At 70.5% G+C, this 21,640-nt stretch carries 22 protein-coding genes; 15 read left to right on the top strand and 7 right to left on the bottom strand.

Going from position 1 to position 21,640, the window contains the following annotated elements:
- Positions 1–6 precede the first annotated feature (6 nt).
- Both ACZ3II_RS05200 and ACZ3II_RS05205 read left to right on the top strand, forming a co-directional pair.
- Entirely contained in the window at positions 7–672 is a 666-nt protein-coding gene (locus ACZ3II_RS05200) for a transketolase (protein WP_465516319.1), read from the top strand.
- Positions 669–1,541, top strand: a complete 873-nt coding sequence (locus ACZ3II_RS05205) for a transketolase family protein (RefSeq protein ID WP_465516320.1) — start codon at positions 669–671, stop codon at positions 1,539–1,541. The genes ACZ3II_RS05200 and ACZ3II_RS05205 overlap by 4 nt, the downstream gene beginning before the upstream one ends.
- A 53-nt stretch (positions 1,542–1,594) precedes the next feature.
- Here ACZ3II_RS05205 and ACZ3II_RS05210 read toward each other — a convergent pair whose 3' ends face one another.
- Positions 1,595–2,026: a hypothetical protein gene (locus ACZ3II_RS05210; RefSeq protein WP_465516321.1), complete on the bottom strand. Its 432-nt coding sequence runs from the start codon at positions 2,024–2,026 to the stop codon at positions 1,595–1,597.
- A 111-nt stretch (positions 2,027–2,137) separates the two neighbouring features.
- Between ACZ3II_RS05210 and ACZ3II_RS05215 the strand changes: the two genes are divergently transcribed.
- Positions 2,138–2,545 (top strand): PH domain-containing protein, encoded by a 408-nt coding sequence (locus tag ACZ3II_RS05215; RefSeq protein ID WP_465516616.1) that lies wholly within the window; start codon positions 2,138–2,140, stop codon positions 2,543–2,545.
- 51 nt (positions 2,546–2,596) lie between these two features.
- Here ACZ3II_RS05215 and ACZ3II_RS05220 read toward each other — a convergent pair whose 3' ends face one another.
- Positions 2,597–3,499: a rhomboid family intramembrane serine protease gene (locus ACZ3II_RS05220; protein ID WP_465516322.1), complete on the bottom strand. Its 903-nt coding sequence runs from the start codon at positions 3,497–3,499 to the stop codon at positions 2,597–2,599.
- A gap of 23 nt (positions 3,500–3,522) precedes the next feature.
- A complete protein-coding gene (locus ACZ3II_RS05225; RefSeq protein ID WP_465516323.1) occupies positions 3,523–4,047 on the bottom strand; it encodes a peptidylprolyl isomerase in 525 nt (174 codons plus the stop codon).
- A 169-nt stretch (positions 4,048–4,216) separates the two neighbouring features.
- On the opposite strand from ACZ3II_RS05225, the gene ACZ3II_RS05230 reads away from it, so the two are divergent.
- The gene (locus ACZ3II_RS05230) at positions 4,217–4,747 is read left to right on the top strand and encodes a hypothetical protein (RefSeq protein ID WP_465516324.1); all 531 of its coding nucleotides are present in this window, start codon (positions 4,217–4,219) and stop codon (positions 4,745–4,747) included.
- A gap of 1 nt (position 4,748) precedes the next feature.
- Here ACZ3II_RS05230 and eccB read toward each other — a convergent pair whose 3' ends face one another.
- The 3 genes from eccB to ACZ3II_RS05245 all read right to left on the bottom strand — a co-directional run bounded on the left by eccB (position 4,749) and on the right by ACZ3II_RS05245 (position 8,446).
- Entirely contained in the window at positions 4,749–6,110 is a 1,362-nt protein-coding gene (gene eccB / locus ACZ3II_RS05235; protein WP_465516325.1) for a type VII secretion protein EccB, read from the bottom strand.
- 37 nt (positions 6,111–6,147) lie between these two features.
- Positions 6,148–7,266, bottom strand: coding sequence for a magnesium and cobalt transport protein CorA (locus tag ACZ3II_RS05240; protein WP_465516326.1), 1,119 nt, complete (start codon positions 7,264–7,266; stop codon positions 6,148–6,150).
- 85 nt (positions 7,267–7,351) lie between these two features.
- Positions 7,352–8,446 (bottom strand): aminotransferase-like domain-containing protein, encoded by a 1,095-nt coding sequence (locus ACZ3II_RS05245; protein WP_465516327.1) that lies wholly within the window; start codon positions 8,444–8,446, stop codon positions 7,352–7,354.
- Between the two features lie 124 nt (positions 8,447–8,570).
- On the opposite strand from ACZ3II_RS05245, the gene ACZ3II_RS05250 reads away from it, so the two are divergent.
- The 3 genes from ACZ3II_RS05250 to ACZ3II_RS05260 are packed head-to-tail and all read left to right on the top strand — an operon-like array spanning position 8,571 to position 11,171.
- On the top strand, positions 8,571–9,302 hold the full coding sequence (locus ACZ3II_RS05250) for a phosphocholine cytidylyltransferase family protein (protein ID WP_465516328.1): 732 nt from the start codon (positions 8,571–8,573) through the stop codon (positions 9,300–9,302).
- Entirely contained in the window at positions 9,290–10,351 is a 1,062-nt protein-coding gene (locus ACZ3II_RS05255) for an iron-containing alcohol dehydrogenase family protein (RefSeq protein ID WP_465516329.1), read from the top strand. Before ACZ3II_RS05250 ends, ACZ3II_RS05255 begins: the two co-directional genes overlap by 13 nt.
- The gene (locus tag ACZ3II_RS05260; protein ID WP_465516330.1) at positions 10,332–11,171 is read left to right on the top strand and encodes a CDP-alcohol phosphatidyltransferase family protein; all 840 of its coding nucleotides are present in this window, start codon (positions 10,332–10,334) and stop codon (positions 11,169–11,171) included. The genes ACZ3II_RS05255 and ACZ3II_RS05260 overlap by 20 nt, the downstream gene beginning before the upstream one ends.
- Before the next feature lie 424 nt (positions 11,172–11,595).
- Here the strand turns inward: ACZ3II_RS05260 and ACZ3II_RS05265 are convergent, their stop codons facing one another.
- Positions 11,596–12,771: a glycosyltransferase family 4 protein gene (locus tag ACZ3II_RS05265; RefSeq protein WP_465516331.1), complete on the bottom strand. Its 1,176-nt coding sequence runs from the start codon at positions 12,769–12,771 to the stop codon at positions 11,596–11,598.
- Between the two features lie 24 nt (positions 12,772–12,795).
- Between ACZ3II_RS05265 and ACZ3II_RS05270 the strand changes: the two genes are divergently transcribed.
- The 8 genes from ACZ3II_RS05270 (at position 12,796) to ACZ3II_RS05305 (ending at position 21,568) form a co-directional block, all read left to right on the top strand.
- Complete coding sequence (locus tag ACZ3II_RS05270; RefSeq protein WP_465516332.1) at positions 12,796–13,659, top strand: Fpg/Nei family DNA glycosylase; 864 nt, start codon at positions 12,796–12,798, stop codon at positions 13,657–13,659.
- A 177-nt stretch (positions 13,660–13,836) separates the two neighbouring features.
- Complete coding sequence (locus tag ACZ3II_RS05275; protein ID WP_465516333.1) at positions 13,837–15,420, top strand: sugar transferase; 1,584 nt, start codon at positions 13,837–13,839, stop codon at positions 15,418–15,420.
- Positions 15,421–15,424: 4 nt separating this feature from the next.
- Positions 15,425–16,615: a sensor histidine kinase gene (locus tag ACZ3II_RS05280; RefSeq protein ID WP_465516334.1), complete on the top strand. Its 1,191-nt coding sequence runs from the start codon at positions 15,425–15,427 to the stop codon at positions 16,613–16,615.
- Positions 16,612–17,346, top strand: coding sequence for a LytR/AlgR family response regulator transcription factor (locus ACZ3II_RS05285; protein ID WP_465516335.1), 735 nt, complete (start codon positions 16,612–16,614; stop codon positions 17,344–17,346). The genes ACZ3II_RS05280 and ACZ3II_RS05285 overlap by 4 nt, the downstream gene beginning before the upstream one ends.
- A 418-nt stretch (positions 17,347–17,764) precedes the next feature.
- Positions 17,765–18,466 (top strand): response regulator transcription factor, encoded by a 702-nt coding sequence (locus tag ACZ3II_RS05290; RefSeq protein WP_465516336.1) that lies wholly within the window; start codon positions 17,765–17,767, stop codon positions 18,464–18,466.
- A gap of 11 nt (positions 18,467–18,477) precedes the next feature.
- Positions 18,478–19,524, top strand: a complete 1,047-nt coding sequence (locus ACZ3II_RS05295) for a HAMP domain-containing sensor histidine kinase (protein WP_465516617.1) — start codon at positions 18,478–18,480, stop codon at positions 19,522–19,524.
- A gap of 41 nt (positions 19,525–19,565) precedes the next feature.
- Positions 19,566–19,952: a DUF485 domain-containing protein gene (locus ACZ3II_RS05300; RefSeq protein WP_465516337.1), complete on the top strand. Its 387-nt coding sequence runs from the start codon at positions 19,566–19,568 to the stop codon at positions 19,950–19,952.
- Positions 19,949–21,568, top strand: coding sequence for a sodium/solute symporter (locus ACZ3II_RS05305; RefSeq protein ID WP_465516338.1), 1,620 nt, complete (start codon positions 19,949–19,951; stop codon positions 21,566–21,568). The genes ACZ3II_RS05300 and ACZ3II_RS05305 overlap by 4 nt, the downstream gene beginning before the upstream one ends.
- Positions 21,569–21,640 lie beyond the last annotated feature (72 nt).

Consider the following 21,640-nt stretch of genomic DNA (forward strand, 5'->3'; position numbering starts at 1 on the left):
AAGCACATGACCGTGATGACGACACCCGGACACCCCGTACACGCGCTGCTCAGCCGGATCACCGGCGACGTCAAACACGCCCCGAGCGCGCATTCCACACTGGACGTTCTCTGGATTCTCTACGACCGGGTGTTACGAGTCACACCCGGGACCGTCGACGATCCGGCGCGGGACCGGTTCCTGCTCTCCAAGGGGCACGGTCCGGCCGCGTACTACGCCGTGCTCGCCGCCAAGGGGTTCATCCCGGCGGACTGGCTCGACGACATGGGCGGCTGGGACAGCCCGCTCGGCCACCACCCGGACCGGCTGCTGATCCCCGGCGTCGAGGTCGGCACCGGCTCGCTCGGGCACGGCCTGGGTCTCGCCGTCGGCACCGCCCTCGGCCTACGCGCCCAGGGTCACCTCGGCACCCGCACGTTCGTGCTGCTCGGCGACGCGGAACTGGACGAGGGATCGAATCACGAGGCGATCGCGTACGCGGCCGCAATCCGGCTGCCGATCACCGCCATCGTGATCGACAACCGGTCCGCCACACACGGCTGGCCCGGCGGGATCCCCGCGCGCTTCCCGAACTGGGGCGTCTCGGTGGTGAACGGGCGCGACCACGACGAGATCGAACGGGCCCTGCGGGTCGTCGCCGACCGGCCGCACCTGGTGGTGGCGGGGCTATGAGGCAGACGTTCATCGACACCACGACAGAACTGCTCGCCGAGGACCCGCGGACCGCGCTGGTGGTCGCCGACATCTCGGCCGCCTCGTTCCGCGACGCCCAGCGCCGGCACCCGGACCGGGTGTTCAACGTCGGCATCCGGGAGCAGCTGATGGCCGGGGTGGGCGGCGGGCTCGCGCTCACCGGGATGCGGCCCTACCTGCACTCGTACGCGCCGTTCCTGATCGACCGGGCCTACGAGCAGATCAAGCTGGACCTCGGGCACCAGGACGCGGGGGCGGTGCTGGTGAGCATCGGCGGGTCGTACGACGCGGCGGCCGAGGGCTATACCCACCAGTCCCCGGGCGACGTGGCCCTGCTGGACACCCTCGACGGCTGGACCGTGCACGTGCCCGGCCACCGCGACGAGGTCCCGGGACTGCTGCGGGACGCGGCCCGCCACGACGACCGGGTCTACGTGCGGCTCTCCGAGCAGGAGAACGGCCGGGCGCATCCGGACGGCGGGAGCCTGCGGGCGCTGCGGCACGGCGGGGCCCTGGTGGTGGCGGTGGGCCCGATGCTGGACCCGGTCCTGGAGGCCGCCCGGGACCTGGACGTGACGGTGGCCTACACCAACACGCCACGGCCGCTGGACACCGGCGGACTGCGGTCGCTGATGCGTACCGGTGAGGTCGTCGTCGTGGAGCCCTATCTGAAGGGCACCTCGGCCGGGCTGGTCAGCGAGACGCTGAGCGGGCTGCCGCACCGGGCGCTGCACCTGGGCGTCGGTCGTGCCGAGGTGCGCGGGTACGGCAGCCGGCACGATCACGCCCGCGTCCACGGCCTGGATCCGGCCGGGTTGCGCCGCTCGATCAGCGACTTCCTGGGCTAACGAGAGTGTGTGTATTTCGGGCGCGCATGACGGCCGAAATACACACGCGGGAACTAGACCGTGACCGATCTGGGGAGGAAACCCTCGCGCAACAATTCCTCGACCCGCCACGCCGCCGCGGAGTCGGCCAGGCGCATCCGGAACCGCTCGCGCACCCCGTCCATCGCGGTGACGGCCAGCTCGATGCCCGGCTTGGACAGATCGAGGCGCCAGGTCACGTTGCTGAGCATCCGCAGGTTCGCGTTGAGGTGCAGGCGCAGCCGGCGCAGCGGCCGGGTCTCCTGGGTGACCACCAGGCGGCGCTCGGTGAGCAGCAGGAACCAGTCTCCGGAGAGCGGCGATCCGGGGCGCACGCAGCGGGCCACGAGGACGGCCGGATCGTCCGGGTCCACGCAGTTACGGAAGATCGGAAGGTGCCGGGCGGCCCCCGGCAGGGCCGCGGCGGCCTCGGCCGCGGGGTGGAACGTACTGGCGAACACGTCCATGCAGTGTTAACGGAAGATGAATGCCGGAAGAGGCGGCCGACCTCACTGAATATCGAATTACAGCGGCTCGCCGAAGGTGGTGCGAATCATTCTGGAATAGTGATGGGGATGATGCAGTGGCGAGTCAGACCCGTCCTCCCGGCCGCCAAGCTGGTCGCCGCCCTCGCGGTGCCCGCCCTCGCCGCGCTGTTCGCCGAGGGTGACGTGGTGCGCTGGGGGCTCGCCGTGATCGCCGCGGCCGCGCTCACCACCTGGGCGGCGCGCGACCTGGTCGTCCCGGTCCGCCTGGCGGCGGATCCGTCGGGCGTCACGGTGGTCACCGGGTTCGCCGGCCGGCGGCACCTGACCTGGGACCGGATCGAGCGGGTACGGGTGGAGACCACCGCCCGCCGCGGCCTGCGCAGCGAGCTCCTGGAGATCGACGCGGGCGATGCCATCTACCTGTTCGGCACCAACGAGCTCAGCGCCAGCCCGGAGGACGTGGCGGCGTCGCTCGCCGACCTGCGCACCGTCGGCTAGCGGCCGCGTGTGGATTTCGGGCGCGCATAGCGGCCGAAATCAACACGCTCGCTAGAGGATGGTGCCGGTCCGGACGATCGCGGCGACCACGACCACCGCGAGCAGCACCGCCAGGCCGATCGCCTGCTTGACACCCCGGTGCGGCCGCGTGGCATAAGCCAGCACGGCAGCCGCGGCGCCACCCGCCACCAGGCCGCCGAGGTGACCGGCGATCGAGATGTACGGGATGGTGAACGTGAAGATCAGGTTGGCGATCAGCGTGGACGTCATCGCGCTGGAGTCCCGCATCAACCGGCGGTTGATCACGATGACCGCCAGGATCAGGCCGAACGTGGCAGTGGACGCGCCCGCGGAGGGCTGGTTCGGCGCCTGGAAGACGTACGCCGCGACGTTGCCGCCGATGCCGGCCAGCAGGTAGAGCGCGGCGAACCGCAGCGGGCCGAGCTGAACCTCCAGATAGCGGCCGACCTGCGCCACCAGCATCATGTTGAGCAGCAGGTGCACCGCGCCGTAGTGCAGCCACATGGCGGTGAAGAGCCGGTACCACTCGCCCTGGGCGACGCCGTGGATCTCACCGTCGGGGTAGAGGGCCAGACCGAGCACCTCGCCCCACTCGGTAACCGGGGTGCCGCTGCCCATCAGGCCGAACCAGCCACCGCCGGCGATGGCGCTCGGGCCGCCGACGATCGCCGACACGACCATGACCACCGCGTTGATCGCGATGATCCCGGTCGTGACGAAGCCGAGCTGGCCGGCGCGGCTCCCGCCGAAGGCGGTGCGCGCCGGCCGCTGGCTGCGGCGTCCCTCTTTGACACACTCGGGGCACTGGTGGCCGACCACCGCGTCGTTCATGCAACTGGTGCAGATCGGACGCTCGCACCGGCTGCAGCTGAGCAGGGTCTCTCGTGACGGATGGCGATAGCACACCGGTGCCGTCGAGGGGGCCTCACTCATGGCACCAAAGGTACCGTGAGAGGTCAGGAACGCTCGATCGAGACCTTCTCGATCACGACGTCCTCACGCGGGCGGTCGCCCGGGCCGGTCGGCGTGTTCGCGATCGCGTCGACGACCTTCGCCGACTGCTCGTCCGCCACCTGGCCGAAGATCGTGTGCCGGCGGTTCAGGTGCGGGGTCGGGCCGACCGTGATGAAGAACTGCGAGCCGTTGGTGCCCGGGCCGGCGTTCGCCATGGCGAGCAGGTACGGCCGGTCGAAGAACAGCTCCGGGTGGAACTCGTCGGCGAACTGGTAACCCGGGCCACCGCGACCGGTGCCGGTCGGGTCACCCATCTGAACCATGAAGCCGGCGATGACCCGGTGCGAGATGGTGCCGTCGTAGTACGGCCCGCTGCCCTTCTGGCCGGTCCGCGGGTCGGTGTACTCCTTGGTGCCCTCGGCGAGCTCGACGAAGTTGCGGACCGTCGCGGGGGCGTGATCCGGGAAGAGCTGCACCCGGATGGCGCCGTGATTGGTGTGCAGGGTGGCGTAAATGTTCTCGGCCACGGGTACTCCCGTCGTGGTGATGGGCTGTTCTCGTGCAATTCGGATCCTCCCCCATGTCGGGGATCGGGTCGCGCGGGGGTACCTGAGAAGGCAACATGACGTGGGAGAAGACCACAGGAGGTGGGCACTGGTGTTCGCAACGATTCGTCGTCGGAGCCGGAAGGCGCGCATGCGCAACGAGCTCGGGCAGAGCGTGGACCACTTCAAGCGCGCGGCTTCGATCGCAGCACAGGAGACCAGCGCGACAGTCACGCCCAAGTTCACCGCGGCCAAGGACCGGGTTCAGCCGGCCGCGACCGCGGCTCGTGACGCGGCCTCGCAGAGCTGGGACAGCGCGCTCGCCGCGCTGACCACGGCGTCGGAGACCGTCCGGCAGGCCGGCAAGACCACCAAGAAGGCCAGCAAGAAGGAGTTGAAGGCCCAGCAGAAGCAGGCCCTCAAACTCCAGAAGAAGGCCGCCAAGGCGACCACCCGGAAGAAGAACCGGGGCAGCCGGCTCTTCGGGTACGCGCTGCTCGGCACCGCTGTCGGCGTGGGCGCCGCGTACGTCGCCCGCCGTCGCCGCGAGGCCCAGTGGGAGGAGTACGAGCCCGTGACACGCGCCGGCGGGGCCGACGACTCCGCCTTCGAGCCGATGGAGCCGACCGTCTACACCACGGCGACCAACACGACCGATCAGACCAAGCAGGACCCCCGGTAGATCATCTCGCCTTCGGGCCGGCCTGGACGGGGTCCAGCGCCGGCCCGACGGGCAGATAATCGACCAGCTGGGACGGGACCCGGGTGGGCGTGACATTGCCGTACCCGAACTTGCCCAGCAGTTCCCGGCTCGCCAGCGGGAACTGGACGCCGTCGTCGGTGATCAGGCTGACCGTGCCGCTGCCCGCCGGGGCGTCCGGCGACGAGACCGACTCCACCACCGCGCCCTTGCCGCGCGGCATGGTCACCAGGTCGACGCTCGCCATACCGACGGGGGTACGCCCGGCCGGGATCTCCAGGCCGGTCCGCATCTCCAGGCTCATCTGCTCGTCCTTCAGCGTCGCCGTCATGCAGGCCGTCGTGGGGGCCGCCGCCAGTTTCGGCGCGACCAGCGGCAGATCGGCCACGGTGGACGGCATCCCGGTCTTCGACGTCGTCAGGTTGTTGCCCCACTCCTGCGCGCCGACGGTGACCGGCCGGCCGGCGCCCGGGACCATGGTCAGCAGCTTGAGCTGGAGCTCGCTGAGCGGGGCGACGCCGTCCGCGAGGACCATGGCGTACGAGCTGCCGTCCAGGGTCAGCACCTGACCGACCTTGCGGCCGCTGACCACCGAGGCGCCGCGATAGCCGGGGATCACCGGCGCGGCCAGGTCGGAGCCGGACGGGATGGCGTCGACCCAGGCGGACGAGACGATCCACGGGCGGCTGCCGTACCAGCCGAGGACACGCATGGTGGCGTCGGCGCGGGCGGTGGGCAGCAGGTGCCGCTTGCCCTCGTACACCAGGAACGTACGTCCCTTGTTGTCCTTGACCAGCAGACCGCCCGACGGGGCGCCCTTGCCCTGCGGAACCCCGGTGCCGATCACCAGCGTGCTCTTCGGCTTGCCGGCGACCGTGCTGGTGCAGATCGACCAGGTGTCCTTGAGCAGGTTCTTGTCGGTCGGCAGCGAGTCCGGCGCGCCGAGGATGCCGAGCGGCTCACCCAGTGCGATCTTGGCCAGTTTCTCGGACGCGACCGTCTTCAACGCCGGCGGGTGCCCGGTGGCCAGCAGCATGCCGGACGTGTAGTTCAACACCGGGTGCAGCTTCTTGTCCGACTCCAGGTACACGTACCGCGCGCCGGTCTTCTTCTCCACCAGCACGGCGCTCGGGTCGTTCGCGGCGGCCATGGTGTTGCCGGTGAACAGGCCGTAGACGGCGAAACCGCCGACCACCAGAGCGGCGATCAGCAGGCTGATCAGGGCCGTGACACCGGCTCTGCGCAGCGGCGATCGTTGCGGGTCCGGGTCGTGTGACACCAGCGCCGCCACCACACGCTGCACCGAATATTGATACGAATGCAGCTCATCCTGACGCGACGGCACCCGGACACTCTAGAGGCATGGGCCGATGTCGTGGGGGTCAGAGCCAGCCGTTGCGGCGGAAGGCACGGTAGAGCAGCACTGTCACCAGTGACAGGAAGGCGATCAGCACGGGATAGCCGTACCGCCAGCCGAGTTCGGGCATGTAGTCGAAGTTCATGCCGTAGATGCCGGCGAACGCGGTCCAGACCGTGGCGATGGCCGCCCAGGACGCGATCTTGCGCATGTCGTTGTTCTGGTCGACGGTCACCTGCGCGAGGCGGGCCTGCAGGATCGAGTTGAGGAGGTCGTCGAAGGACGAGACCTGCTCGACCGTACGCGTCAAATGGTCTTGAACGTCGCGGAAATACCGCCGGATCTCCTTCGGCACGACGCCCTGGCTCGACGTGATCGCCGCGAGTGGGCGCTGCAGCGGGACGACCGCCCGGCGGAACTCCACCAGCTCTCGTTTGAGCTGGTAGACCTGCTGGATCGGGGCGATCCGGTCACGCGAGAAGACGCCCTCCTCGATCAGGTCCAGATCGGCCTCGAAGTCGTCGGCGACCTCCAGGTAGTGGTCGACGACCCGGTCGGTGACCGCGTAGGCGACCGCCCACGGGCCCTGCTGCAGCAAGGCCGCCCGCTGGTTCTCCAGGTCGGCCCGCACCGGCGACATCTCGGAGGCGTCGCCGTGCCGGACGGTGATCACGAACTGCTCACCGATGAAGATCATCATCTGGCCGGTCTCGACCACCTGCGAGCTCTCGGTCAGCTCCTGGTGCGGCACGTACCGGGCGGTCCGCAGCACCAGGAAGTGCACCGCGCCGAACTGCTCCAGCTTCGGCCGCTGCTCGGCCTTGACCGCGTCCTCCACCGCCAGTTCGTGCAGGCCGTAGGTCCGCGCGATCGAGGCCATCTCCGCCTCGGACGGCTCGTGCAGCCCGAGCCACACGAAGGCGCCCTCCTGTTTGCACGCCTCCTCCAGCGCCTTGTCGGGACTGAACTCGCCGGGAGTGCGCTTGCCGTCCACGTAGACACCGCAGTCGACCACCGAGGTGGGACTCTGATCCGGGTCGCCCGGCTCGAAATGGTCGCCGTTGTTCAGCAGGCCGCGCATCCGCGCCGCCCACGCCTTGCCCAGGGGCCCGCCACGGGCCGCCCACGAGCGTTCTTCCGTCATGTCAGCCTCCCCCGGGACGACAAACCACTGGAGGCTACCCCGGCGCGGGGAAGCATCCCCGCGCCGGACGGGAACGAAACCCGCGTCAGCCCCGTACCTCGGCGATGGCCTCGGCGATCCGCCGCACGCCCTCGTCGATCTGGTCGACCGTGACCGCGGAGTACGCCAGGCGCAGCGAGTTGCGGCCGCCGTCGAGCAGGAAGTCGCTGCCCTTCACGACCGCCACACCCTTCTTCATCGCCGCCGGGAACAGCTTGTCGACGTCCACGTCCGCGGGCAGGTCCACCCACAGGAAGTAGCCGCCGTCCGGCTCGGTGAAGGTGGCGCCGGGGATGTGCTTGCGGATCGACTCGGCCAGCACCTTCGCCCGCTCGCCCAGCGCCGCGCTGACCGTCCGGACCGACTTCTCGATGTCACCGGAGACGCAGAACTGGTGCACGATCGCCTCGGACACCATGCCGGGGGAGATGTAGAGGTTGGTGGCCTTCTTCGCGATCGCGTCGATCAGCGCGGCCGGGCCGACCAGGTAACCGACCCGGACACCCGGGCAGACCGTCTTGGTGAAGCTGGAGGCGTGCACGACCAGGTTGTTGGTGTCCAGCGACAGCATCGAGGGCAGCGGCTCGCCACGGAACCGGATGTCCACGTACGGGTCGTCCTCGAAGATGATGAACTCGTACTGCTCGGCCAGGGCCAGCAGCGCCCGCCGCTTCTCCTCGGACAGGGTCAGGCCGGCCGGGTTCTGGTAGTTCGGGATGATGTGCGCCAGCTTCGGCCGCACCCCGGACTCGAGGAGCGTCCGCAGCTCCTCGATGTCGATCCCGTCCTCCTGCAGCGTCACCTGGTGCACCTTGGCGCCCAGGTTCTGCAGGTTGAGCAGCGTCCGGTCGTAGGTCGGCTTCTCCACCACCACGTCGTCACCCGGCTGCACCAGGTGGCCGAAGAGGAACGCGTCCGCCTGCAGCGAGCCGTTCGTCACGATGACCTGGTCGGGGGAGACGTTGTGCTTGTCGGCGATCCACTTCCGCAGCGGGAGGTAGCCGACAGAGGTGCCGTAGGCGGTCACACCGGCCGGGTCGGCGTCGAAAGCGCGGGCGGCGGCGGCCTTGAGACCCTCCACGTCGACGATGTCCAGCGACGGGGCGCCACGGGCGAAGGAGATCAGCTGCTCAGCGGTCATGGACATCAGCTTAGAAGCCGGGTCTATACCATTTTCCGTGTGCCCCTCGCGAGTCCTACGGATGGGACACCGGCGGCTATCCTCGCTGGGCACACCTGACGTACCTCGGGAAGGAACCGCCCCCATGATCGGATTGGTACTCGCCGCAGGGGCTGGGCGCCGGCTACGGCCGTACACGGACACGCTGCCGAAGGCGCTGGTCCCCGTGGACGGGGAGACCACGATCATGGACATCTCGCTCCGCAACCTCGCGGCCGCGGGCCTGTCCGAGGTGACCATCGTCGTCGGCTATCAGGCCGGCGCCGTGGAGGAGCGCGTCGAGGGTTTCCAGCAGAAGTACGGCGTGAAGATCTCCCTGGTGCACAACGACAAGGCCGAGGAGTGGAACAACGCCTACTCCCTCTGGCTGGCCCGGGACCACTTCGCGCGGGGCGCGCTGATGGTCAACGGCGACACCGTCCACCCGGTCAGCGTCGAGGAGACGCTGCTGGCCCGGCGGGGCCCGAGCATCCTGCTCGCTGTGGACACCATCAAGAAGCTGGCCGACGAGGAGATGAAGACCGTCTTCAATGCGGATGGCCAGCTGACCAAGATAACGAAACTGATGGATCCCGCCGAGGCGTACGGGGAGTACATCGGCGCCAACATCATCGAGGCGTCCGCGGCCGGCCGGCTGGCCGACGCCCTGAAGACCACGTTCGAACGCGATCCGAACCTCTACTACGAGGACGGCTTCCAGGAGTACGCGAACCGGGGCGGCGAGGTCCGCGCGGCCGAGATCGGCGACCTGCCCTGGGTCGAGGTCGACAACCACGAGGACCTGGCGAAAGCCCGGGACATCGCATGCCGCTACTAGCCCGGAGCGTCCAGACCCCGCTGCACGTTCAGGTGCGGCGGGGCGCGGTCGCCGACCTCGGGCGGATCCTCGCCGACGGCCGGATCTCCTCCGGCGGCGAGGTCGCCGTGGTGGTCGGCCCCGGGCTCGGCGAGCGGATCGTCGACCTGCTCCGGCCGTCCCTGCAGTCGGCGACCGTGCACGTCACCACCGGCGGCACCCTGGACGCCGCGCTCGAACTGGCCGCCAAGCTGCGGTCCGGCCACTACGACGCGGTCGTCGGCATCGGCGGCGGCAAGACCGTCGACACCGCGAAGTACGCGGCCAGCCGCTGGGGTCTGCCGATGATCTCGGTGGCCACCAGCCTGGCCAACGACGGGATCGCCTCACCCGTCGCCAGCCTGGACAACGACGGCGTCAAAGGCTCCTACGGGGTGCACATCCCGTTCGGCGTGATCGTCGACCTGGACTTCGTGGAGAACGGGCCGGACCGGGTCAACCGGGCCGGCATCGGCGATGTGATCAGCAACATCAGCGCGCTCGCCGACTGGGAACTGGCCCGCCAGGTCCGCGGGGAACCCGTCGACGGCATCGCCGCCTCCCTGGCACGGATGGGCGCCGAGGCGGTCCTGTCGATGCCCGGCGACCTCAGCGACGACACGTTCGTCACCACCCTCGCCGAGGCGCTGATCTCCAGCGGCCTCGCGATGGCCGTCAGCGGCAGCAGCCGGCCGTGCAGCGGCGGCTGCCACGAGATCATCCACGCCACCGACGCACTCTTCCCGGACACCGCCTCACACGGCGAACTGGCCGGGCTCGGCGCGCTGTTCTGCACCTTCCTGCGCGGCGACGAGCCCCGGTTCCGCCAGATGGCCGACTGCCTGGCCCGCCACCAGCTCCCCCGCACATCGTCCGACGTCGGCCTCGACGCGGAACAGTTCGCCCGGGTCGTCCAGTTCGCCCCTCGAACCCGCCCGGACCGCTACACCATCCTGGAACACCTCGCGATGACGCCGGAACAGATCCGGCAGAAGCTGGCCGAATACGACGATGCCCTCACAGCCCTCTGACCTCGGCAACGGCGCGGGCCACCAGGCCGCCCGTCCCGAAACGGTCCCCTCCCAGCCCGGCGTCACCCGCATCGACAACGCCGCCACACCGGGTTCGCCCCCGGCTTCCGGCACGACCTTCAGCGGTACGCCCACCGCAGCCGACTACTACGCCGCCAACCGTGGCGGCGGCCTGTTCAGCGAGGCCGTCAGCCAGCGGATCGGCGCCCGGATCTCGGTGTGGGCGCACAAGCACCGCCTCGCCCCGACCGTGCTCACCATCTTCAACCTGGGCATCGGCTGCCTGGCCTCGTTCATCGTGATCGCCGCGTCCGGCCCGGTCGCCGACGGTGACATCTGGGCCTGGCCGATCGGCCTGATCGCGCTGATCGGCTGGCAGCTCGCCTACGCGTTCGACTGCGCCGACGGCCAGCTCGCCCGCGTCACCAAACAGACCAGCGCCGCCGGCGGCCGCCTCGACGTCCTCTGCGACGTGGCGGTGCAGACGTCACTGGTCGCCGCGTTCGCCGCCACCGCCGCCGCCCAGGAACCGGCCACCCCCGCCTGGCTGCTCGCCGCCTTCGCCGCCACCTGGATGGTCAACCTGGTCACCTCGGTGATGCAGTCCGGCGCCCAGGCCGCCAGCATGGTCACCAGCACGTCCCTGCCGGTCCGCCTGGCCAAGCTGATCCGTGACTACGGTGCGGTGATCGCCCTCGCGGGCGTGCTGCTCACCGTGGCCCCCCAGTTCGCGGTCTGGTTCGTCGGCCTGTTCACCCTGGTCAACGCGGGCTTCCTCGCGGCGAGCATCGCCTTCTCCGGCCGCGCCGCCCTCCGCTGACCCCATCCCCACCCCGCGCCCGCTCCCATCCCGCGCCGGTAGTTGACCGCTTGGCGTGCGCCGCTCGGCGTGCGCCGGCATCGCGCCCTGATCGCCAGCCGTCGCTCAGACAGGTATCCGCTCCCGGTAAACCCGCCTGAGGTACGGCTGGCGATCCCCACGCGGCAACCCACGCCCACCCAACGCACCGCCGCCAGCGCCAGCCGTCGCCCACGCCGGCTAACCGCACTCCGAAACCCGCCTGGCGTACGGCCGGCCACCCCAGCCGACGTCCGCGACGACCGGCTGGCGATCTGGTGTAGGCGGGACCACCGCCTCAGCCCGTGAGCCGCGCTTCGCGCCGCAACCCCGCAGCCACCTCGCCCGGACTCTCGGGAACGGGCAGGCTCGGCCGGGGCGGGCAACGGCGTACCGGCAAAAGGTGTTAAGCGGCGGCGTGCCGTGCCATTTCCGCATAGATGGAGATCAGGCGGGGTGTCAGGACGTCGGGGTGGAAGTGCTGCTGGTAGCGGGCACGGGCGGCCCCCGCCGCCGCAGCAGCGCCGGCCCGGGCCAGCGGGAGCGCGGCGGCCAGGGCCTCGGGGTTCGGGTCAGCGAGCCAGCCGGCAGCGGACGGGCCGGTGCCGACCATGTAGGGGATGCCTCCGACGGCGGTGCCCAGGACGGCGCGGCCACTCGACATCGCTTCCAGGATCACCGTGGGGAGGACGTCTTCCCAGGTGGGTACGGCGATGACCACGGCCGAGGCGGCGCGGGCGGCCGTCATCCCGGCACGGTCGAGCGGGCCCAGGTAGCGGACGTCGGAACGGTTGGCGGCGGCCTGCTCGGCCAGCGGCCGCAGCTCACCGTCACCGGCGATGCGCAGTGTGCCGAGACTTCCGTCGGGGTGACGGTTCCAGGCGTCGAGGAGCAGCCCGAGGCCCTTCTCCGGGGAGAGGCGTGCGCCGTAGAGGAACCCGTCCCCGAGCGGCGCGGGCTCACCCGGATCCGGCAGCCCGTTCGGCTTGATCACGATGCGGTCGGACGGGATGCCGTAGTCGGTCAGGTGCGCGGCGATCTTGTCGGTGAGAGCGATGTACCGGTCCACCGAACGCCATGTCGGCCGGTGCACCGCCAGCGTCGTCGCCATGATCGCGCTCTGTGCGGCGGAGCCCCGGTAGCAGCGGTTCTTGATCGCCGGCCAGCCCAGCGCCTTGCCCCGGCAGTCGTGGCAGTTGTGCCCATCGCGGAAGTACAGCCCGGACGAGCAGACCTGCCGGTAGTTGTGCACGGTCTGCACCACCGGCACCCCGTGCGCGTGGGCGGTGCGGATGACCCAGGGCGAGAGCAGGGGGTACGGGTTGTGCAGGTGCAACGCGTCCGGTTTCTCCGCCGTCAGCAGCTGGGCCAGGTCCCGTTGCGCGTCGACGCCGTACACCGGTGAGATCGGCAGCAGCGCCTTCCGGGCGGCCGGGAGCGAACCGATCGAGTCCGAGCTGCGCTGAAACGGCACGACCTCGACCCCGGCCTCGCGGAGCTGGCCGATCTCGGTGTCCACGATGACGTTCTCCCCGGACGGGATCGCCTCGCGGTACCGGTTGTGCGCTACCACCACCTTCATGGGGGGAGACGCTACCGTGGGGATGTGCCCGAACTCCCCGAGGTCGAGGCGCTCGCGGCTTACCTGCGTGAGCGTGCGGTCGGCCACACCGTGGACCGTTTCGAAGTCTCCTCCTTCAGCGCGTTGAAGACGTACGATCCAGCGCCCTCCGCGGTCGCCGGCCTGCCGGTCACCGGCGCCGGCCGGCACGGCAAGTTCCTCGACGTCGGCCTCGGCGACGACCTGCACCTCGTGGTCCACCTGGCCCGGGCCGGCTGGCTGCACTACCGGGACTCGTTCAAGTCGCCAGCGCCGCTCAAGCCGGGCAGCGGGCCGATCGCGGCCCGGGTGCGGCTGGACGACGGCTCCGGGTTCGACCTGACCGAGGCCGGCACGCAGAAGTCTCTCGCCGCCTACCTGGTGCGGGATCCCGCGACCGAGGTTCCCGGGGTGGCCCGGCTGGGCCCGGACGCGCTGGCGGTGTCGCTCGCGGAGTTCACCGAGCGGATCCGCGGCCGCAAGGGCCAGATCAAGGGTGTGCTGACCGACCAGGAGGTGCTGGCCGGGATCGGCAACGCCTATTCCGACGAGATCCTGCACGCCGCGAGGCTGTCCCCGTTCGCGCTCACCAACAAGATCACCGATGAACAGATCGTGACGCTGTACGAGGCGATGCGTGCCATCGAGACCGATGCGGTGGAACGTTCGGTGGGTCAGAAGGCGGCCGAGCTCAAGGGCGAGAAGCGCGCCGGGATGCGGGTGCACGCCCGGACCGGCCTGCCGTGCCCGGTCTGCGGCGACACGGTGCGTGAGGTCTCGTTCGCTGACAAGAGCCTGCAGTACTGCCCGACCTGTCAAACCGGCGGGAAACCGCTGGCTGACCGCCGGTTGTCCAAGCTGGTCCGGTGAAGCTGCATCCGACTGATCACGCTGCGTATACATCAGGTTTGTGGCCGTCACGTCACCTTCTCTCCGGCCGATCCATCGGTATAGTGGCCCGGTCCATGGCAACCGTTATGACGCGTACGGGTACCGGCGGACCCGCCGACGACCGAACAGTCGTGGCGGTGCGTAATCTTTTTCCGGATGCGGGAGGACGTAGGCGCAGTGACCACTAGCCTGCATCGCCCACCAACCGACAGCAGCCGGAGTGGACCCGTGCGGTACGACAGCTTCGAGTGGCAGCAGGAGCAGCCACCGAGCAACGGCGTGCCCCGTAACGCGTGGGGGCGGCAGAGCCGCAGGCGGTCCCGCTGGCACCGGCCGTACACGTTCTTCCTGGTCCTTCTGGATCTGCTCTCCGCCATCGGCGCGAGCTACATCGCCAGCTCCCTGGAGAAGTCCCGGGCCGGTCTGAACCAGTCCTGGTGGTTCCTCGAGGGCCCCGAGCTGTTCAACTTCTTCGCCTACCTGGTGCTGCCACTCGGCTGGCTGCTTCTGCTCTGGACCAACGGCACGTACGACCGCCGTTATCTCGGTCTGGGCAGTGAGGAGTTCAAGCGGGTCGTCCGCACCTCGGTGACCGTCGTCGCGGCGGTGTCCCTGCTCGCGTTCGCCACCAAGGCCGACCTGTCCCGTGGGACGGTCGCCACGGTGTCGCTGAGCGCGCTGGTCCTGATCCTGATCTGCCGGGCCTGCGCCCGTCAGGTGCTGCACCTGGCCCGCCGGCACACCGGTCACGGCGCGCACCGGATGGTGCTGGTCGGCACGCTGCCGGAGGCCCTGGAGGTCTACACGGCGGTGACCCGCAGCCCGGCCGCCGGACTGATCCCGGTCGCCATCCATCTCACCGACGGTTTCGCCGCCGCTCGCGGCATCGAGACGCCGGTCCCGGTCTACGCCGGACGCGACGTGCTGTCGCTGGTCCGGGAGGTCGGCGCGGACACCATCGCGGTCTGCGGTTCGGCGAGCGCCGAGCCGGGTGAGCTGCGCCGCCTGGCCTGGCAGCTGGAGGGCACCGGCGTGGACCTGGTGGTCGCGCCGCAGCTCACCGACATCGCCGGCCCGCGGGTGCACATCCGCCCGATCGAGGGCCTGCCGCTGCTGCACGTCGAGGAGCCGACCCTGTCCGGCCCCGGCTGGCTGGTCAAGAACCTGATGGACCGGGCGGCGGCCGGCTTCGGCCTGCTGATGATCAGCCCGATCCTGCTTTTCATCGCGATCGGCATCCGGATGTCCGACCCGGGGCCGGTGTTCTTCCGGCAGACCCGGGTCGGCCACGACGGCCGCACCTTCCGGGTGTGGAAGTTCCGGACGATGTACGTGGACGCCGAAGAACGCAAGGCCACGCTGGCGGAGCTCAACGAGACCGACGGCATGCTGTTCAAGATGAAGCACGACCCGCGGATCTTCGCGTTCGGACAGAAGCTGCGGGCCACCTCGATGGACGAACTGCCCCAGCTGATCAACGTGCTGAAGGGCGAGATGTCGCTGGTCGGCCCGCGCCCGCTGCCGGCCGACGACGGCGACTACCTCGGCGACGTCCGGCGGCGTCTGCTGGTGCGGCCCGGCATGACCGGTCTGTGGCAGGTCAGCGGCCGTTCCGAGCTGTCCTGGGACGAGGCGGTCCGGCTCGACCTGTACTACGTCGACAACTGGTCGCTCACCTACGACCTGAGCATCCTCTGGCGCACCATCTGGGTCGTCCTGAAGCGCAAGGGCGCCTACTAGAGGGGTGGGCCAGGTGGGGAGTGCGGTGGCCGTCGTCGCCGTGCTCGCTGCCCTGGCGGCCGCGGTCGTCGCGGTGCTGCGGCTGCGGGCGCGGCGGGGGATCGCGACGGCGATGCAGCGGGCCACCTACGACGTGCTGCACACGGCGTCGCTGGCAGCCGAGCCGCTGCGGGCCGGGCTGACGGCGGCGACAGCGGGAAAGGCGGCGCGGCATCTGCGGGTGCTGGTCGGTGCGGTCGGGCTTGCGGTCGTCGACGAGGAGACCCTGCTGGCGTACGACGGACGCGGCGCCCACCACGAGTCGGAGCTGATCGCCGCGGCCCGCAGGGCGACGAGAACGCGACGATCGGTCGTGCTCAACGCCTCCGATCTCGCCTGTGACCGGGTCGACTGTGTGGTCCGCGGCGCGGTGGTGGCCCCGTTGACCGGCCCGTCCGGCTCCGCCGAGGCCGCGCTGGTGGCGGTCGCCGACGACCAGCCGGCGCCCGGCCTGGTGCAGGCGACCCTGGAGACGGCACGCTGGGCCGGTTCGCAGGTGGCGCTGGCCGAGCTGGACTCGTCCCGGGAACGGCTGGCCAGGGCCGAGGTGCGGGCGCTGCGGGCGCAGATCAGCCCGCACTTCATCTACAACGCGCTGACCGCGATCGCCTCGTTCGTCCGCACCGACCCGGAGCGGGCCCGGGAGCTGATCCTGGAGTTCGCCGAGTTCACCCGCTACTCGTTCCGGGCGCACGGCGAGTTCACCACGCTCGCCGAGGAGCTGCGCTCGATCGACCGTTACCTGACCATCGAACGCGCCCGCTTCGGCGACCGTCTCCAGGTACGCCTGCAGATCGCCCCCGAGGTGCTGCCGGTGGGCCTGCCGTTCCTGTGCCTGCAACCGCTGGTGGAGAACGCGGTCCGGCACGGACTGTCCCGCAAGCCCGGCGTCGGTATGGTGAGCATCGAGGCACGCGACGCGGGCGCCGAGTGCCACATCACGGTCGAGGACGACGGGGTCGGCATGGATCCCGCGGTGTTCCAGCGGGATGGGTCGGATTCCGAGGACGGGCAGCACGTCGGTCTGGTGAATGTGGACGAGCGGCTGCGGTCGGTCTTCGGCGACCATCACGGCCTGGTGGTGGAGACCGCGCCCGGCTCGGGTACGAAAGTGAGCATGCGGGTGCCGAAATTCCATCCTCAGGTGCGGGCATGAGCTTGATCGTGCTGGCCGTCGACGACGAGCCGCCGGCGCTGGACGAGCTGGCCTACCTGCTGAACGCGGACGGCAGGGTCGCGCACGTGCACCGGGCCGGCGACGCCACCGAGGCGCTGCGGGTGCTGCGGGACACCGAGGTGGACGCGGTGTTCCTGGACATCCGGATGCCCGGCCTGGACGGCATGGAGCTGGCCCGGATCCTGCGACGGTTCGCGCAGCCGCCGGCGATCGTGTTCGTGACGGCGTACGACGACGGCGCGGTGGACGCCTTCGACCTGGGCGTCACCGACTATGTGCGCAAACCGGTGCGGGCCGAACGGCTGGGTGAGTCGCTGCGCCGGGTGGCGGGCCTGCGGGCGGCGTCCCCGGCCCTGCCGCAGGACGAACCGGCCATCCCGGTGGAGCTGGCCGGTACCACCCGGATGCTGCCGCGGTCGTCGGTGCGCTGGGTGGAGGCGCAGGGCGACTACGCCCGGCTGCACACCGGAGAAGCCTCCCACCTGGTCCGGGTGTCCCTCGCCACCCTGGCCGAGAGCTGGGCCAACGCCGGTTTCGTCCGGATCCACCGCTCCTACCTGGTGCAGTTGCGCCTGGTCACCGAGCTGCGGCTGACCGGTTCCGGTTACGTGGTCGCGGTCGACGGCGTGGAGCTGCCGGTGAGCCGCCGCCACACCCGGGAGCTGAAGGACCGCCTGATCCGCGCTGCCAAGCACGACTGGTCCCGCTGACCCCTCGGCTGGCGCTCATGGCTGTCTCAGCGCAGCCGAGACAGCCATGAGCGCCAGCCGGAAATCCACACCGTTATCCACAGCCCCACCGGGTTCTCCACAGAGTTATCCACAGGCAGTCCGACGGTGTGTGGATTTCGGGCGTCATGGACGGCCGAAATCCACACGCACTCGCGGTCCGAGGGCGTGTGGATTTGGGGCGTCATGGACGGCCGAAACCCACACGCTGTCGGGGGTGGTCCCCTGTTGGTGCCAAATGGGCGGGTGGATCGTGCGCCGGGTGGGGTGGGGCCCGGAGGATGCCTCCACAAGTTGTTCACAACTCCCCCGCCAGGTCCGCCCAGGAGGTCAATAAGCTGCAGCGCACGGTCGGTGAGTCACGGGGGCGCACCGGCCGGATCAGGCGCGACGCGATGGGATGGCAACGGTGGAGACGGTGGAACGACGGGTGCTCGTCGTCGAGGACGAACGGGCGATCGCCGACGCCGTGGCGGCCCGCCTGCGCGCCGAGGGCTTCCGGGTGGAGGTCGTCGGTGACGGGCCGGGCGCCGTCGCCGCGGCCCGGCGCAACCCGCCGGACGTGATCGTCCTCGACGTGATGCTGCCCGGGTTCGACGGGCTCGAGGTGTGCCGCCGGATCCAGGCGGAACGGCCGGTGCCGGTGCTCATGCTGACCGCCCGGGGCGAGGAGACGGACCTGCTGGTCGGGCTGGCGGTCGGTGCCGACGACTACATGGCGAAGCCGTTCTCGATGCGGGAGCTGGCCGCCCGGGTGCACGCCCTGCTGCGGCGGGCCTCGAAGGTCGCCGCCGCCGCGAAACCGGAGCCGCCGGCCCTGCGGCTCGGCGACCTGGAGATCAACCAGGCGGAACGGCGGGTGCTCCGGGCCGGCGTCGAGGTGCACCTGACCCCGACCGAGTTCGACCTGCTGGTGCACCTGGCCGGGCGGCCGCGCACGGTGCTGCCCCGGGAGCGGCTGCTGGCCGACGTGTGGGGCTGGGCGGATGCCTCCGGGACCCGGACCGTGGACAGCCACATCAAAGGGCTGCGCCGCAAGCTGGGCGCCGACCTGATCCGTACGGTCCACGGCGTCGGTTACGCCCTCGAGGTGGACCGGTGATAGCCCGGCTCATGCTGTTCGTCCACAACCTGGTGGCGCCGATCTCGGCGTACCTGCCGAGGCCCCTGGACCCGGTCCGCTCGATCAAGGCGAAACTGTCCCTGGCGCTCGGTTTCGCCGGCGGGGTCGGTCTGCTGGTGTTCCTGTGGGCCATCGACTTCTACCGGGTCGACGTGCTGTGGATCGCCGTCGCCGCGGCGCTCGGCCTGGTCACGCTGCAGGTGATGGCGCACGGCGCGACGGTGCCGCTACGGGAGATGACGGTCGCGGCCCGGGAGATGGCCCGCGGTGACTACACCCGGCGCATCGAGACCCGGTCACAGGACGAGGTGGGCGAGCTGGCCACCGCGTTCAACCAGATGGCGGCGGATCTGGCAGCCGCCGACCGGCAGCGGCGTGAGCTGATCGCGAACGTGTCGCACGAGCTGCGGACACCCATCACCGCCCTGCGCGGCCTGCTGGAGAACATCGTCGATGGCGTCGCCGCGGCCGAACCGGACACCATGAAGACCGCCCTGGCCCAGACCGAACGGCTCAGCCGCCTGGTCACCGACCTGCTGGACCTGTCCCGGCTGGATGCCGGGGTGGTGCCGATGCACCGCGAGCAGATCGACGTGCCGGCGTTCCTCGGCGAGGTGGCCCGGGAGGCGACGGTGAACGCCGGCGGCAGCGGGTTCGACGTGCGGTTCGAGGTGTCCGCGCCGCGGCTGGTGCTGTCCGGTGACCGGGAACGGCTGCACCAGGTGTTCGCGAACCTGCTGGACAACGCGGCCCGGCACAGTCCGCGCGGCGGTCTGGTGACGGTTCGCGCCGAACGCCGCGACGATCACGTGGTGCTGGCCGTGGTGGACCAGGGCGACGGCATCCCGGCCGCCGAACGGGAACGGGTCTTCGAGCGCTTCACCCGTGGCGAACGCGCCACCGGCGGCGGGACCGGGCTGGGCCTGGCGATCGCGCGCTGGGTGGTCCATCTGCACCGGGGCACCATCGCGGTGGTCGAACCGGACGGCCGGCGCGGATGCCACATCCAGGTACGACTCCCGCTGCAACCGGCCTGATCCGTATTGACATTCGGGCGGGAGCGGACAGACTGCCTCGCATGGCCGTCGATCCGCCGTCTCGTCCGCGCGTCCGGGTGGTGCTGGGTGACGCCGCGAGCCGGCGCGGCGCCCCCGACCGTGCCCGGGCCGACCTCGACGAGCAGACACCGGTCGGGGAAGCCCTGGTCAAAGGCTTGGTACGCGCCCAACTGGCGCTGGCGCTGCGGCTCGCCCTGGTGGTCGCCGCCGGGCTCGGGACGCTGCCGCTGCTGTTCGCCGCGGCGCCGGCGGTCGGCGAGGTCAAGGTCTTCGGGGTCCACCTTCCGTGGCTGCTGCTCGGGGTGCTGTCGTTCCCGTTCCTGGTGCTGGTCGGCGCGGCCTACGTGCGCTGGGCGGAACGCAACGAGCAGGACTTCGCCGCGCTGATCCGCAGGCCGGAGCGGTGAACCCGTACCTCGCACCGGGTTTGATCCTGGTGCTGTTGCTGACCGTGGCGATCGGCGCGTACGGCCTGCGCTTCGCCCGCACCACCTCGGACTTCCTGGTCGCCTCCCGCTCGGTGAGCCCGTCCTGGAACGCGGCGGCGATCAGCGGCGAGTACCTGTCCGCCGCGTCGTTCCTCGGCGTCGCCGGGCTGGTGCTGCGCTACGGCGTGGACGTCCTCTGGTATCCCGTCGGGTTCGCCGCCGGCTACCTCGCGCTGCTGCTGTTCGTGGCCGCGCCGCTGCGCCGGTCCGGGGCGTTCACCCTGCCGGACTTCTGCCAGGTACGCCTCAAATCGGCCGCCCTGCGCCGGCTGGCGACCGCGTTCGTGCTGTTCATCGGTTGCCTCTACCTGCTGCCGCAGTTGCAGGGGGCCGGCCTGACGTTCGCCACGCTGACCGGCGGGTCGTACGCCTGGGGCGCCCTCGTCGTCGGCGTGGTGGTGACCGCGAACGTGGCGTTCGGCGGGATGCGGGCGATCACCTTCGTGCAGGCGTTCCAGTACTGGCTGAAGCTGACCGCCCTGGCCGTACCGATGATCTTCCTGATCCTGCAGTGGCAGTCCGACGGCCGCCCGGAGGTGACCCCGCCCGGGCCGGTCTTCCACGCCGCGACCACTGTCACGATCGAGCAGGACGCGGTGCTGGACGGTGCGACGAAGGTCACCGCGGGGGAGACGCTCCGGTTCGCGGCGGGCGACCGGGTGCCCGAGGTGAGCACAGTGGACACCCAGTCCGGCGACGACTGGCTCCTCCCCAACCAAGGCGGCCTTTTCGCGACCTATTCGCTCATCTTGGCGACGTTCCTCGGGACCATGGGGCTTCCGCACGTCCTCGTCCGGTTCTACACCAACCCGGATGGGGCCTCGGCCCGCCGCACCACCCTCGTCGTGCTCGCCATGGTCGGCATGTTCTACCTGCTCCCGACCCTCTACGGGGTGCTCGGCCGGATCTACACACCGCAACTGCTGATGACCGGCAACACCGACGCCGTGGTCCTGCTGCTGCCCGAGGCCGCGCTGGGCGACGGTCACCTGGGCCGGCTGCTCGGCGCCCTGGTCACCGCGGGCGCGCTGGCCGCCTTCCTGTCCACCTCGTCCGGTCTGTTGACCAGCGTCGCCGGGGTGATCTTCACGGATGTGCTGCGGCCCGGCCGTAACGGCTCGGTCCGGGACTTCCGGGTGGCCACCGTGCTGGCCGCGCTGGTGCCGACCACCCTCGCCCTCTACGTGTCCGACATGGACGTGTCGCGGGTCGTCGGGCTGGCGTTCGCGGTGGCCGCGTCGAGTTTCTGCCCGCTGCTGGTCCTCGGCATCTGGTGGCGGCGGCTGACCGACGCCGGAGCGATCGCCGGGCTGATCGCCGGTGGGGGCGCGGCGATGGCGTCGGTGCTGCTGACCGTTCTCGGCCCGCCGCTCAACGCCGGTATCGCCGAGTTCGTGGGCCAGCCCGCCGCCTGGACCGTGCCGCTCGCCTTCCTGGTCATGGTCGGCGTCTCCCTGCTGACCGGGAAACGGGTGCCGCCGGACGTGGGCGCGACGATGCTGCGCCTGCACGCCCCGGAGTCCCTGCGCAGTTGATCCGGCTGGTTCTCGGGGGCTGACTCGAGCCGGCCCGACGTGAATTTAAGGATCTTTAAGGTACGGGTCCCG

Source organism: Actinoplanes sp. NPDC019969, assembly GCF_055562375.1.